The 12,796-nt window shown below is 30.9% G+C and carries 17 protein-coding genes; 8 read left to right on the top strand and 9 right to left on the bottom strand.

From position 1 onward, the window contains the following. Positions 1–443: 443 nt before the first annotated feature. Positions 444–578, top strand: a complete 135-nt coding sequence (sinI, locus tag BFA01S_RS22565) for a DNA-binding anti-repressor SinI (protein ID WP_156483890.1) — start codon at positions 444–446, stop codon at positions 576–578. Between the two features lie 365 nt (positions 579–943). On the opposite strand, the gene BFA01S_RS18015 is transcribed toward sinI (BFA01S_RS22565), so the two are convergent. The 3 genes from BFA01S_RS18015 to BFA01S_RS18005 are packed head-to-tail and all read right to left on the bottom strand — an operon-like array spanning position 944 to position 3,248. Then, positions 944–2,395 carry a serine hydrolase domain-containing protein gene (locus BFA01S_RS18015; protein ID WP_066233975.1) on the bottom strand — a complete coding sequence of 484 codons (1,452 nt, stop codon included), beginning with the start codon at positions 2,393–2,395 and terminating at the stop codon, positions 944–946. Between the two features lie 2 nt (positions 2,396–2,397). Further along, positions 2,398–2,910 carry a hypothetical protein gene (locus BFA01S_RS18010; protein ID WP_066233964.1) on the bottom strand — a complete coding sequence of 171 codons (513 nt, stop codon included), beginning with the start codon at positions 2,908–2,910 and terminating at the stop codon, positions 2,398–2,400. Continuing rightward, positions 2,907–3,248, bottom strand: a complete 342-nt coding sequence (locus tag BFA01S_RS18005) for a PadR family transcriptional regulator (protein WP_066233961.1) — start codon at positions 3,246–3,248, stop codon at positions 2,907–2,909. Before BFA01S_RS18005 ends, BFA01S_RS18010 begins: the two co-directional genes overlap by 4 nt. 140 nt (positions 3,249–3,388) lie before the next feature. Between BFA01S_RS18005 and BFA01S_RS18000 the strand changes: the two genes are divergently transcribed. Beyond that, complete coding sequence (locus tag BFA01S_RS18000; RefSeq protein WP_066233958.1) at positions 3,389–3,820, top strand: DUF4274 domain-containing protein; 432 nt, start codon at positions 3,389–3,391, stop codon at positions 3,818–3,820. 41 nt (positions 3,821–3,861) lie between these two features. Here the strand turns inward: BFA01S_RS18000 and BFA01S_RS17995 are convergent, their stop codons facing one another. Continuing rightward, positions 3,862–4,101 (bottom strand): hypothetical protein, encoded by a 240-nt coding sequence (locus tag BFA01S_RS17995; RefSeq protein WP_066233954.1) that lies wholly within the window; start codon positions 4,099–4,101, stop codon positions 3,862–3,864. Positions 4,102–4,194: 93 nt separating this feature from the next. Next, entirely contained in the window at positions 4,195–4,563 is a 369-nt protein-coding gene (locus BFA01S_RS17990; protein WP_082800067.1) for an SMI1/KNR4 family protein, read from the bottom strand. 324 nt (positions 4,564–4,887) lie between these two features. Here BFA01S_RS17990 and BFA01S_RS17985 point away from each other — a divergent pair, with 324 nt between their 5' ends. Beyond that, on the top strand, positions 4,888–5,076 hold the full coding sequence (locus tag BFA01S_RS17985) for an aspartyl-phosphate phosphatase Spo0E family protein (RefSeq protein ID WP_066233949.1): 189 nt from the start codon (positions 4,888–4,890) through the stop codon (positions 5,074–5,076). A 166-nt stretch (positions 5,077–5,242) separates the two neighbouring features. Next, positions 5,243–5,377: a hypothetical protein gene (locus BFA01S_RS23525; RefSeq protein WP_268874890.1), complete on the top strand. Its 135-nt coding sequence runs from the start codon at positions 5,243–5,245 to the stop codon at positions 5,375–5,377. A 265-nt stretch (positions 5,378–5,642) separates the two neighbouring features. On the opposite strand, the gene BFA01S_RS22560 is transcribed toward BFA01S_RS23525, so the two are convergent. Next, entirely contained in the window at positions 5,643–5,783 is a 141-nt protein-coding gene (locus tag BFA01S_RS22560) for a hypothetical protein (RefSeq protein WP_156483887.1), read from the bottom strand. Positions 5,784–6,752: 969 nt separating this feature from the next. Here BFA01S_RS22560 and BFA01S_RS22100 point away from each other — a divergent pair. Further along, a complete protein-coding gene (locus BFA01S_RS22100) occupies positions 6,753–6,884 on the top strand; it encodes an anti-repressor SinI family protein (RefSeq protein ID WP_082800066.1) in 132 nt (43 codons plus the stop codon). Positions 6,885–7,321: 437 nt separating this feature from the next. Then, positions 7,322–8,398: a LysM peptidoglycan-binding domain-containing protein gene (locus tag BFA01S_RS17975; RefSeq protein WP_066233946.1), complete on the top strand. Its 1,077-nt coding sequence runs from the start codon at positions 7,322–7,324 to the stop codon at positions 8,396–8,398. A gap of 203 nt (positions 8,399–8,601) precedes the next feature. Here BFA01S_RS17975 and BFA01S_RS17970 read toward each other — a convergent pair whose 3' ends face one another. Together BFA01S_RS17970 and BFA01S_RS17965 are read right to left on the bottom strand one after the other, a co-directional pair. Further along, positions 8,602–8,952 carry a DUF805 domain-containing protein gene (locus BFA01S_RS17970; RefSeq protein WP_066233942.1) on the bottom strand — a complete coding sequence of 117 codons (351 nt, stop codon included), beginning with the start codon at positions 8,950–8,952 and terminating at the stop codon, positions 8,602–8,604. A gap of 397 nt (positions 8,953–9,349) precedes the next feature. Then, complete coding sequence (locus BFA01S_RS17965; protein WP_066233939.1) at positions 9,350–10,243, bottom strand: DUF1259 domain-containing protein; 894 nt, start codon at positions 10,241–10,243, stop codon at positions 9,350–9,352. A 455-nt stretch (positions 10,244–10,698) separates the two neighbouring features. On the opposite strand from BFA01S_RS17965, the gene sinI (BFA01S_RS22555) reads away from it, so the two are divergent. Further along, positions 10,699–10,833, top strand: a complete 135-nt coding sequence (sinI, locus tag BFA01S_RS22555; RefSeq protein WP_156483883.1) for a DNA-binding anti-repressor SinI — start codon at positions 10,699–10,701, stop codon at positions 10,831–10,833. Positions 10,834–11,001: 168 nt separating this feature from the next. Further along, positions 11,002–11,184, top strand: a complete 183-nt coding sequence (locus tag BFA01S_RS17960; RefSeq protein ID WP_156483879.1) for an aspartyl-phosphate phosphatase Spo0E family protein — start codon at positions 11,002–11,004, stop codon at positions 11,182–11,184. A 165-nt stretch (positions 11,185–11,349) separates the two neighbouring features. Here the strand turns inward: BFA01S_RS17960 and BFA01S_RS22550 are convergent, their stop codons facing one another. Continuing rightward, positions 11,350–11,511 carry a hypothetical protein gene (locus tag BFA01S_RS22550; protein ID WP_156483876.1) on the bottom strand — a complete coding sequence of 54 codons (162 nt, stop codon included), beginning with the start codon at positions 11,509–11,511 and terminating at the stop codon, positions 11,350–11,352. Positions 11,512–12,796: the final 1,285 nt, after the last annotated feature.

Genomic DNA, 12,796 nt, shown 5'->3' with positions numbered 1-12,796 from the left:
TAAAATTTTGAAGTAGGAGTCTTACTGCCCGTTAAGGCTGGGATAAACTAAAGCCGAAATCTCCTCCTCTTTTTCAGCTCAAACAAGTTCAGCAACTTTTATTTTCTCTGTTTATAAAAATACATAAAATTTTATTTAAAATTTTTCTTATCTTGACATATTAAATAAGAACTTTATAATATTAAAGACTAGGAAAGAAACCCTAGCTATCTTGTATTTTTCTAGTTTCCATATCTATTATTAGAACTTCTTTCCCATGGATATGAACTTCTAATAATTTTGGTGTCTCACACTTCTTTTTAATTTTAAAGAGTGCTGAGCTTTTTTTGTAAAACATCTTACATTTATGATAACTACAGTAAATAATCTCATTAATATTATTGAATATTTTGTACAACTTTACTTAGGTACCATAAAATTCCCTTTTTAATAGGAGGCTACTTATGGATAACCAATTGCAAAAATTAAAAGAACGAATGTCAGATAAAGAATGGGAAAAATTAATTTGGCTCGCTTTAAGTACTGGTATGACTATAGAAGAGATAAAAAATTTTTTTCATCAACCATCCCGACCTTAATAAGGTCTTTTTTTATTGAGGAAATTCTTTTACTCAAGAATTAATCTGTTTCTTTAGATTTCATTGTTTATAGTAACTATGGCTGTATTTATTGGTTTGATCACATATGAATCAATGAGATACTTAATTATATGAGCCCAATCGAGTACACAATGAAACACCTTAAAGAATCTGTCTAGGTTAGTGCGACATATCATCTTTAGACAACACTCCTTTTTCACCTTTATAGATGGAGGCTAACAACAAAAATCAAGACCTTATCAATATTGAAGAAAAATATAAAAAACAGATGATTGATCAGATAAAATCCATTCAACCATCTGTCTATTGATATTTTATATTTCCTGAAATCTAATTTTTTATTGTTAATAGCTTTCTTTTAATTGTTTAAATGATATATATATTGATAATAAACCATTCAATGCTAAGAGAATAATTATTATTATCGTCATTAATTCAATATCTGGATTAAATACTTTTATCGTATGCCATGGAGATACCACATAATAAATTAACAGTGGGATAACAACAATGGATAACAATACAAAAATAATCCCAGAGATACGCCATACTAGTCTTTTATGAATTCTTCCCGCTTTAACCTTTACTAGTTGATAAATAAACAGTACAAAAAGGAGGCATATAACAGCTATTGTAACGAGTTGAACAATAGGATGATATGGAGGTACATCAACTGATTCTTCACCATTTAATATATTTATAATTCCTTGTTTAAGGTATATAAGTTGGTATTCTTCGAAAGTATGATTTTTATTCGTAAGAATCACACCGCCCCACCCAGTTTCAGGTATGAAAAATACTTCAGAATGTGAATCAGGGGTTGAACCCGAATGCCATATCATTCTATCTTTAGAATCTGGATTTGTGATTCTTAAACCAAGACCATAATAGCGATTTTCACCTGTCTTCACTAGAGGAGATATGTAAAGATTCATGCTTTTTCCAGTTAAAAAATTGTTTTTCTCTTGCTGACTGAGGAATTTTATGTATTGAACCATATCTTTTGCGCTTGCAGTTATATATCCATATGGTGCTCCTCCATTATCGTATGTTACTGAACTTTTTAACGGAAATCCTAACCATGACTGGTAACCAGATAAATATCCTTTTTTATAAGCTGAATCATTATCAGCTGCTGCAGTCTTCATACCTAATGGTAAAAACACCTCCTGTTCCATGTACTTAGAATATGTTTGATTGGTAACCTCTTCAATGAGGGCACCAAGGATTAGAAAATTAGCATTAGAATATTGATGTTTTTCTCCGGGAAGAGCTGTAAGCTCAATGTTCGATAGTTTTTTCACATTATTCTTTATAGCATTAAAGTCTTTAGATTCCCTATCTGATATTAATAAACCCGAATATGTACTTATTCCACTTGTATGGGTAAGTAACTGTTTAATTGTAATTTGAGTCGCTGCTCGTTTATCTTTAAGCGTAAACCATGGAATATACTTTTGGACTGGGTCCTCTATATGAACAGTATCTTCTTCCATTAATTTCATTATGGCTAAGCCAGTTAATGATTTACTTATCGACCCTACAGTAAAAGGCGTTTCAATAGTTACTTTTTCTTCAGATTCTCCTGTTATCCCCCATGCTTTCGCATAAAAAAGCTCATTATGATGAGTAATAGCAACAGAAGATCCAGGAATTCGATGTTCTTTTAAAAAAGTCTCCACATAGTTGTCTATAAGAATCTTGGTGTTTTGTTCCGCTGAGGTGTGGGGGGCTAACAATGAAGTAAATAATACACATAGTAATACGAATTTAGCTGTTAATACTAATCTTTTCATATTCACCATCTTACTGTACTTCTTCTTGTGAAAAATACAATCAACATGGAAATAATGATGGAAGCAATTATACTAATACTCATTAACAATGCATTCCACCACGAATTATCAGAAATTTGATAAAAAATATTATAATCAAAGTTCTCATTGTAATTTAGCGGGTTAAATGATTCCGTTAAAAACATAGATAAAATTAATTGAGAACAAAGATAGGTAGCAATTAAAGTACAGACTCCTACGACAAATAAAATCCCTGTTTTGCTTTTAGATATTTGTCCTTCTTTTATTTTAGAATATAGATCTATCCCGTTAATTTCCAAGAAGTCTTTGACAAATATCGTTTTATCGCCTAATTCATTTATACTGTCCCCGCCATGTTCACGGGATTCTTGAATATGTTCTAAAATCTGCTGCTTAATATTCTTTCTATCTTTGACACTTATTTGATACTGTTTTAATTCTTTAAGAACATCATTTAAAAAAATTTTTTCTTCCATACTCAATTTAATATTCATTCCACATGATCTCCTTTCAAATCAATTTGCAGCAGGGATTTTATATCCTGTTGTAACTCTAACCATTCCTCAATCTTTTTTTGAAGATACAATTCTCCTTTTTCATTGATTTCATAATAAACTCTCACCTTACCATTCCCTGAAATTTCCTGATAAGTATGAACCCATTCTTGATCTTTAAGTTTAGTCAAAATTGGATAAATACTCCCTACTCCTTTCAGCTTTAAATTGTACTTTTCCAGTTCCTTCATAATTTCATAACCATAGCTTTTTCCTCTCGATAAAATAGATAACACGCACATTTCTAAATGACCTTTAATTAAACTTGTTCTATCCATAGTATAAATTTAACAAAATTATATACTTCTTTCAAGTATATATATTACATAAATATATTTTCAAAAATAGAATATGCCCTAACGAAGCATTTATTTTCACAATATATGATAAAATTTCTTTATAAAGGAGGGATAGAATATTGAATGATACAGAGTGGATCACACAGCTTTTACAAACTGAAAATAGCGAAATTATTGGAATGGAAATAAGTCGTATTGACAACCCAGTACTTCTGCATAACATTGCATTAAATTACAATTGGGATGATGGTTTTAAATTACTTAACTTGATAATCAACAACGGAAACTGTGAACTTGGGACTGCGTTAATGCTGTTCTACAATGCTGATGGTTACTTGCTTTTAAATGAAAATAGTAAAAATAATATAACTGGACAAAAAGAATGGCTTGCTTTCATCAATACGCTCTTTAATAAATTATTAAATGATAAATTTTGTTCTAAAAAAGTTTCTTATCAGCCAGGATTAAGCAAGGTACAGAAATACAAATTGAAAAAGGCCAACCCTAACATACCTGAAATGTTTTTTGAAGGAGTAAAGGCTAAAAATTAAGTTATTTCTGTTATTAATTTAATACAAATAAAAAGCACTCATCATAGAGTACTCTGCAGCGTTGGTATAAAGCTATTCACAAACATATAATACATGACTCCTAGGAACACTAATCCTGCGAATAACTTTGCTAATTGTTTTGGAAACTTAATTAATTGAAGAATCAGGAATACAATGAGATAGGAAATCCCAGCTATTGCTACTAAACTTAATATTGGCCATACTAGATTACCAAAGCCTTTTTCTACTTGAGACGTAATAACTGACCCAACATCTTCCATAAAGCACCTCCAATATTTGTATCGAATATGTATGGAATTTATTAACTAAAAAGATCTCTTAGCTTGATACTTAAATAATTCATCTTGGATTTTTTATAGATTTTCAACTGCATCATTAAATCTATCGTACAGGTAACTATATAAATTATTATATTGTTTTTTCCCTATACCAGTTGATTGATCCCAATCGACTATAGGACATTCATTATTATTCATTTGTGCAGTATCCAAACAATATACATATTCATCCACATTTTCAATAACTACTAAATTTCCAGGTAGCCCATATTCCCTTAAACTCCTTGTAATATCAACAACTTGTAACGACTTATCTAGTCCAACACCTTGTATCAATACTCCACCTATCCCACCATAACCATAATGACTCAGAAACCATTTATAACTTTCTGGTAATTTAACGTTTAGTTCTTTCTCTATCTCTTGAACAAGTTCCTCTGTAATCCCTCCAGTAAAAAAGAATTCCTCCTCTTAACTCATAATTAGTTTTTGTCCATCCTGTTTATCCATTCAATAACCTCCTAATTAAAATAAAAGTATAGTCTTGAAAACTAATCTATCATTGTATTTCCTTAAACATTCAATTTCTCTACTCCGATGAACTTTAGCTATTTTTTCTAAAACTACAATTTTTTTGTTTTTTTATTGTAAATAATGGGTATATCTATTTTATATACTTCTAATAATCCAATAAAGTAAAACAAAGGAATGATGATTTAAAAAGCCAATCTCTCACTATTGCAAGTTATAAATAAGGAGGTATTTCACATGAAAAGTATTAGTTACATAAATTCATCATTACAAGAAGATCAACTATTATTAGATATACAATCATTAAAAGATCAACTAATTGAAATGGCTCTACTCATAGGGTTAAATCACCCTAAGACAGTTTTTCTAAGCCAAAAGCTAGATCAATTAATAGTGAAATATCAAAAATGGAACTTTCCAAAATAAATTCTTTTAACCTCATCAGATTTCCTTATTTATTAAATGCAACACCTCAATTGTTAAGTTAATTTATATTTATAAAAATAAAAACTAAAATTACTATTCTTTTTAACTATCTTTCATAATAAATTATTATATACCGCAGAATTTGCTTTTTAATAGGAGGCTGCTTATGGACAACCAATTACAAAAGTTAAAAGAGTTAATGTCAGACAAAGAATGGGAAGAATTAATTTTGATTGCTTTAGGTACTAGTATGTCTGTAGAAGAAATAAAAAATTTTTTTCATCAACCATCCCGACCTTAAAAAGGTCTTTTTTCATCAAACATTTTGCTTATTTTTTAACCTTAAATTAGAATTTCATTATGCCTCATCAAACTTGTGTCAAGATAATTTTCATTGTAAATCTGCATTTTCCTGATGTTGCCCCAGAAAGAGAAAAAGCCCCTCAAAGTAAAAGAAATTTCCTCTAGAGTTTTAAATCCACACAGAAACTATGTACTCCATCAATAAAAAAGAAGCCCCTGCTTATATTCAGGACTTCAGATTATAAAGATTTAATAATTTGTTTTTAATCATCATAATATTCAAATCTGGTGTTGTTTACTCCACAGTTATCACAAATATAAAGTTGGATAATATAATCCTCTTCAAAAACTTCTTCTTCGATATAAATGTTTGTTGAGTGACAACCATAACATTCTTTGCTCATATTAAACTCTCCTTATTTCTAGTGGTTCTATCTATTATTCCAACAATAAGCTAAAAATAAACAACAAGCTGTGATACTGTAAAAAGATAAAACGGATTAATCTGTTTATCTTTTTTATTTCCTGCCCTTTTAGTTTCAAGGAAATATTTTTGTTTATTCACCTATATTTAAGGTAATAATTAGTTAAACACAGTCTTCCATACTATGAAAGGAGTAACATTTTGAAAATTTTATTAGTTACGTCTAGTATTATTTTTCCAATTGTTATGTTTTTTCTACAGAGTCGCATAAAGTTATTCCGAATAATTTTTAATATTATTGCTGTTATATCAGCCCTTATTTTTGGAAATATTGCAGCGACATCTATTTATCAAATCCTAATTGACAATACTGTATTTATGACTGCAATTCATAGTGTTTTTCTTAATCCTTATTTCCTAATAACTGGCGCTTATCTTGGATTATTCCTCCTTTACAGATTAATAATTCTTACATTGGATGAAAGTTAATATATTCACCTACTTTCTTCCTCCCTTCGTTATGGCAAAATTTATGTCAATTACAAAACACTTTGCTCCATTTGTAGAGAAATTGTAAAGAATAAATATTTAAAATATATTTAATTGGGTGCGGAAACACTCCAACCTTTGTATTTTAGTAGAAGGAATCCTTAAGAGGCTGTTTACGTTGTGCTCTTAAGGATTTTTTCTTTTAGTAAATTTCTTGTTTATTTCGCTTCCCTGCCTCAATGACCATGACTTTTCATAATATCAACAGATTCACTTACGTTAATTAACTCACTGTTTATTAGGTCCAATTAATTCTCATTTGTGAAATTATGTCGATTTCTTTTTTCTCGAACTAGGCATTATTACATATTTTATATTTGTATTAATTTGATAAAATAAAACTACCATTATCTTATTATTCACATCAATTTACTTATAAATTACTATTATCAACTAAGGGGTGAATCCCATAAAGCCTGAAGTAAAAGTATTAGATAAAGAATGGGAAGAACTAATCCTTCTCGCCTTAAATACTGGTATAACAGTAGAAGAGATAAAAGAATTCTTTGCCCAGCCCTCTCGACCTAAATAGGTCTTTTTTATTTTATTCCATGTTTTTCTCACTTAGATTAATAACTGAAACGGCTTAACACTTAGATGTTTCGTTATTTCATTTAGTGACAGTAAACTCACTGATATGTTCTTGAAGCTCATTTGTAAACTAAAAGGCTAATATGGGAAGCAAACTGATAAGCTCCTCTCATAATTTTCTTTTAAATACACAGATGAAATCGCTATACACATAGGTTGCTAGATTGTTGTCTACTCATAAAACAAGATTATTCGATAATTAACGATTATTTTCGTAATATTACGACAAAAAAATCTTTTATCCCCCCTCATAAAAACTATTCATATAGCGAAAATTTATATGGTGTTTATTTACGTAACATTTATACAAATAATAAACAGCATTTAATCAATCTAATAGACGAAGCAGAAGATGCAGTAACATGGGGGAATAGTGAAATGGCACTAGAAATGACACAGAAAGAGTACAAAGAAATTTTACAAGATTTAAAGAAAAGGGATGCAAAATCTAAAATTGTAAAGATTTTAAAGGTAACAACAAAATTAGTGAAAGGCAAGCTTCGAAAAGTTGTCATAGTTATCGTTATCCTTGCCAATGGACTTTTCGCAAACCAAGCATTTGCATGTAATGAATATACAGTGCAAGCCGGCGATAGCTGGAGCAAATTGTCCACTCGTACAGGCTTTACAATTGAGTATTTGAAAGAGATTAATGGAAAAGAGACTAATATTTTAAAAACAGGAGAAACGATTGCTTTGCCGGATATGGAAGAATACCTTGCTGATTCGGCACACAATAAAACAATAAATACAAATGTTTTAGTTAAAAAACCGGTGATATCTAAAGAGACAAGCAAACAAAACACAGCGACAACTGGAAATCATAATAAAGCGGTGGAAACGAAGCAAGTGGTGTATGTCGTACAAAAAGGTGATAACTTGTGGAAAATCGCAAGGAACTACCAGACAACCATTGAAAAGATCATAAAAGATAATGGACTCTCTTCAACTGCGTTAAAAATTGGACAAACGATCACCATTCACCAGCAAAAAGAAACAGAAGAACCGGCGACAGGCAATAAACCTGACAAAGAGCAGCATCCAGAGGAAAATCAGCCTGCTTCTACTAAACATACATATATCATTAAAAGCGGCGACAACCTGTGGAAAATTGCGAGAAATTATAAAACAACCGTTGAAAAGATCATGAAAGATAATGGGCTCTCTTCAACCTCGTTAAAAATTGGACAAACGATCACCATTCATCAGCAAAAAGAAACAGAAAAGCCGGTTACAGGCAATAAACCAGCTAAAGAACAGAACACAGAAGAAAATCAGCCTGCTTCTAGCAAACATACATATATCGTCAAAAGCGGCGACAATCTATGGAAAATCGCAAGAAATTATAAGACAACTGTTGAAATGATTATGAAAGATAATCAGTTAACATCAACGAAACTTAAAATCAATCAAAAACTTGTAATTAAGTATGAAAAAACAAAACAGGTACAGTAAAAAGCACTTATAATAAAATTATATATAATAGTAGAAAATATTCTATAACACATAGTGCAGGCAACTGCATGCCTTATGAAAAACAACTTCCTTTTAAATTGTGTATTTACCTATAAAAAACTGGACCCCAATTGTTAGTTGTGTCTAACAATTGGGGTCCAACTCATTTAGGATGCTCTCAATATTGTTATGAAATTTTGAAACTAGTGTTTAGGATTTGGACCATATTTATTACTATTTGACTCACTATCTAGACATGTAAATATTAGAAAAACAATAGCCCCAATTATAGGAATAAGATTAATCAAGAACCACCAGCCACTTCTTCCAGTGTCATGTAACCTGCGAACTGCAACAGCTAAGGACGGCAATAAAATAGCTAAAGCATAAAGAAAATTTAATAAAGAAAAGAAAAACGTATCTGTTGCTCTCTCTGCTGTTATAAGTATAATCGAAATAATAGCATTAATCAGATAAAACATCCAATATTCCTTGCGTCTTGCCCTCCCTTCAAATGTTACGTAGTTCTTTAAAACTCTTAAATACCAATGCATTGATGATTCCTCCAAATAAGTTAATAATTGTTATTTAATAATAAATTTACCAACAACTTTTTTATTATAGCACATAACTATCTAGTCAAAATTACCTGTTTTCAACTTATTCATCCGCTCCTTCAGCTCTTGCTTCCTTATCTATTACAGTAGAAGCGTATCTCTTTCCACAGTGATTGCAATGAAAGTAAGTTTCAACAACATGATATATATGTTTGTGTTCTCTAGGAATAATATAAAAAGCTTTACCTCATTCATCGCAGTTTGTTTATATATTAAATATCTCCTTTCTCAAAATAAAAAGCACCCATTAGGATGCTATTGATTTAAAATTTATATTGATAATAATTCAATTATAAAAAATAGTAAGCCAGTGATTATAGGTTTGCAGATTTAATTAATAAAAAGTTTCTTGACAGGAAGTTCTTACTTCTTTATTTGTAAGCACCTGTAAAGCGTACCTTACATCTCTTGCAAAATGGATCGGATTTTCAATTTTCTCAAAATGGATATACATTAACCTTGGATCATCAAATAACCAATGATTATGAAAAGCTGTTACAATAATATCGTGTTCGCGCAGTCTGCTTATAAAAGGGTTTAATTCTTCTTGAAGAATAACAGTTTCCCCGCTGCAAAGAGCTCTGCCATCTTGACTTAAGGATTCAAAAACAAACATCTGTGGGATAAGTAGAAACGATCTTCCCGGTCTACCCAAAACACGCGGCTTAATATTTGTTCTCGATTTCATAACTGTACAAGCTCCGTTTTCAAATGTATGCATTCCACCTAGAATTCGGCTAAATTCATCACATAATTCCTCTGCTTGCGGATTTACACGCGTCCTCCCAAAAAATTGAAGAGCTCCTACATCTCTAGTTGTAAGCACACCCAGTGCATCCCTTACTTTTCGAGCAAATGATAACGGCTCATCAATCGACTCAAAATGGATATACATAAGGCGTGGTTCATCAAATAGCCAATGATTGTGCAGGGCCGTTACAATAATTTCATTTTCCCTTAAACGGGAAATAAAAGGGTTAATTTCTTCTTGAAGAATGACAGTTTCTCCTAAACATAAAGCTCTGCCTTCATCGTCTAAATCCTCAAATGAAAAGGCCTGTGGTACAAACATAAAAGATTCTGCTCTGCGTCCTAGAACAACTGGATGGATGTTGGTCCGAGATCGAGTAGCAGTACAAACCCCATTAATTATTGATGGAGTTGAATTTAAAATTTTTGCAAACTCTTCACAAAGTTCATCTTTATAATGGTTCTCCTTGTAACTCACTAAAATCTTCCTCTCCAATGATATTTTCACTACATAGTATTAATAAATACCTATTTGGAAAGGGCATATATCACGCTTTAAGGAGTTTTATATATTTTTAACATTTTTTATTTATCTACCACCTTGTACTATTTGCTTTCTCTTTTAGATTATCCGTTCCATTCAATTACCCAGGAGGCTGCTAGGATTGTGGAAACGGCAGGCCATTGTTTCTCACCATACCTTGATCGGACTTTCACCAATTGTTATAAAGAATTTCAATTATTCATTAACTCTCCTATCATTTTGTTTCGTAAAATCTGTGTACTAAGATTTAACATAGAAAAACACTTTACCTTTTTATCATTGATTTCATTACATTTATGTTAAATAAAGTTAATACTCATATTAATATCATCGGAAACATTGTACAATGTGACTTAGGTACCATAATTCTCTTTACCAGGAGGCTGCTTATGGACATTCAATTACAAAAGTTGAAAGAACTAATGTCAGACAAAGAATGGGAAGAGTTGATTTTACTTGCTTTAGGTACTGGTATGACTGTAGAAGAAATAAAAGAGTTTTTTCATCAACCCTGCCGACCTTAAACAGGTCTTTTTTTTATGAAACATTTTGTTTCATATCTTCTAATCTCTTATTCTTGTCTTTTTTTGAAAACTATTGTCGAAACTATACTTTTTTAAAAATTATTGACTATAATACAACTTATTACCTTTGATTAAAGATACTCAACTCCTAAATAATGAGGTTCAGTTATGAAAATACAAAATATGACGCTTAACGAATTAGAAAATGATATTCAATCACTACGTTCTAGGATGATTACTACAGGTATGCAAAAAGGACTTAATCATCCTGATTCAATAAAATATAGTCAACAATTAGACGTTTTGTTAAATAAATATCAACGTTTAAAGTCATATAAAAATCAATTATAAAACTCGCTGCTTCCTTCCATAGCAATGATCTCTCCTGTATTAACACATAACCGAGTTTTGCATTTTAAATTGTACTCCGGACTTTTTTTGACCATTTCGTAATTTTTAATATTATTATTGTGAAAAAACCCGGATTACCCGGGTCTAAGACGTTATTATCCTTATTTATTGTCCAGTTTCATCTGTTTGCTGTTGCTTAATAGATACATGTTGAGGACGTCTCGGATAATTAGCCTTATCCGAATCAAGACCTGTGAGGTCACCTCTTTGATCCAAATTCCCATATTCAACCTGAGTTCTCAATTCTTCTTGGTTTTCTCTTGGCACGATTTCCACCTCCTTTTTTATCATTTTAGCCGAGAAGACTCCGACCTCAATTTTGTGCAGGACGTAGCGAAACAGTTGTTCTTATGGCATCATTTTGTTGTATAGACTGCTCTTTGAAAACTGAAGATATAAGGTTCTAGAAGGAAAAACGTCTGCCAGGTAAAATCTTCAACGTTCTTTCGCCCCACGCATACCGAAATTGCTAATTAGCTAAAATAGGATGCGTGGTGAGTCAACGTACAAAATAGCATCACCGCAGGAAGCTAAAAAGACATTTGTACTGCTGAACCGTCGGCGCGGCGGAGGTAGCCTGCTAAAATAACCGAAGGATACTTTGGTGTTCTCAGGAATTTCCCACTTCTAAATGAAGTAAAAGTGGGAGTAGTTCAAAGGATGGATAGAGATTCATACGAAATATCAGATAATTTTCAGTTAATGAACCCCAATTTTACAATTGAAAACACAAATATTTATTCATTATCCGTCCAATTCCTCAATACCTGCTCATATGTTAAGGATTCTTCAATAAAGAAATTACATCATCCTCTTAACACCTTCCCTATCTAATATGTCCAATAAAATAACAAAAAACAAAGGAGAATAAATCTTGCTATATCAAGCTTTTATTAACGTGTCTAATGGGACTCCTATAATGAGTAATAGAATGAAATAGACTAAAATTTTAGAAATGAAATTTCCTAATGATACACTCTCTTTCCCTATAGTTGGTATGCAGCATTACAACAATTTTATTTCTTTATATTCATCACAAAAACATTAAATGATATTCCAGACAATTCTAATTTAAAGTGAAGTTTGATTAAAATTCCAGACAAAGATTAATTTTAATAGCGAGTTAAAAGAGGTTTTATAAAGATTTAGAGGTGTAGTATCTATAAGTATTTACAAATGCATCATAAATATTAAAAGTAGACTTATCTGTTTTAGGAGTTAGTTTTATCACCTTTTTATTACTTAATAACATAAAATCTCCTCCTTAAAAATTTTCTAAGTTTATTTATAATACGATACGAATCGTATTATAAATAATATAATCCTTTATTGTTCTTTTTTCAACATAAATATTAGAAATAAACCCACTTCTATCTAAAAAATAATATAGATACCTTAATTACAGCTTTAATTTAATAAAAAATCCCTAGACAAATGATCTAAGGTAAACATTTTCTATCTTTTGGTTCCTTATTGATTCTCTGGCTTTTTAAGATAAAGTGAAACTTCCATCAGTGGGGGTCTTTTCTCCTCCCCCACTGATGGTTAGTTG

The sequence above is a fragment of the Metabacillus fastidiosus NBRC 101226 genome (genome assembly GCF_001591625.1).
Lineage (GTDB): Bacteria > Bacillota > Bacilli > Bacillales > Bacillaceae > Metabacillus > Metabacillus fastidiosus.
This window is presented reverse-complemented; position numbering and strand designations above follow the sequence as displayed.

Bases quoted from the DNA above. Each gene is read 5' to 3' on its own strand.
- BFA01S_RS23525 (WP_268874890.1), top strand. From the start codon at position 5,243: ATGGACAACCAATTACAAAAGTTAAAAGAGTTAATGTCAGACAAAGAA.
- BFA01S_RS18015 (WP_066233975.1), bottom strand. From the start codon at position 2,395: ATGAAAAGATTAGTATTAACAGCTAAATTCGTATTACTATGTGTATTA.
- BFA01S_RS17985 (WP_066233949.1), top strand. From the start codon at position 4,888: ATGAAAAGTATTAGTTACATAAATTCATCATTACAAGAAGATCAACTA.
- BFA01S_RS18005 (WP_066233961.1), bottom strand. From the start codon at position 3,248: ATGGATAGAACAAGTTTAATTAAAGGTCATTTAGAAATGTGCGTGTTA.
- BFA01S_RS17970 (WP_066233942.1), bottom strand. From the start codon at position 8,952: ATGCATTGGTATTTAAGAGTTTTAAAGAACTACGTAACATTTGAAGGG.
- BFA01S_RS17995 (WP_066233954.1), bottom strand. From the start codon at position 4,101: ATGGAAGATGTTGGGTCAGTTATTACGTCTCAAGTAGAAAAAGGCTTT.
- sinI (WP_156483883.1), top strand. From the start codon at position 10,699: ATGGACATTCAATTACAAAAGTTGAAAGAACTAATGTCAGACAAAGAA.
- BFA01S_RS22560 (WP_156483887.1), bottom strand. From the start codon at position 5,783: ATGAGCAAAGAATGTTATGGTTGTCACTCAACAAACATTTATATCGAA.
- BFA01S_RS18010 (WP_066233964.1), bottom strand. From the start codon at position 2,910: ATGAATATTAAATTGAGTATGGAAGAAAAAATTTTTTTAAATGATGTT.
- sinI (WP_156483890.1), top strand. From the start codon at position 444: ATGGATAACCAATTGCAAAAATTAAAAGAACGAATGTCAGATAAAGAA.
- BFA01S_RS17975 (WP_066233946.1), top strand. From the start codon at position 7,322: ATGGCACTAGAAATGACACAGAAAGAGTACAAAGAAATTTTACAAGAT.
- BFA01S_RS17960 (WP_156483879.1), top strand. From the start codon at position 11,002: ATGAAAATACAAAATATGACGCTTAACGAATTAGAAAATGATATTCAA.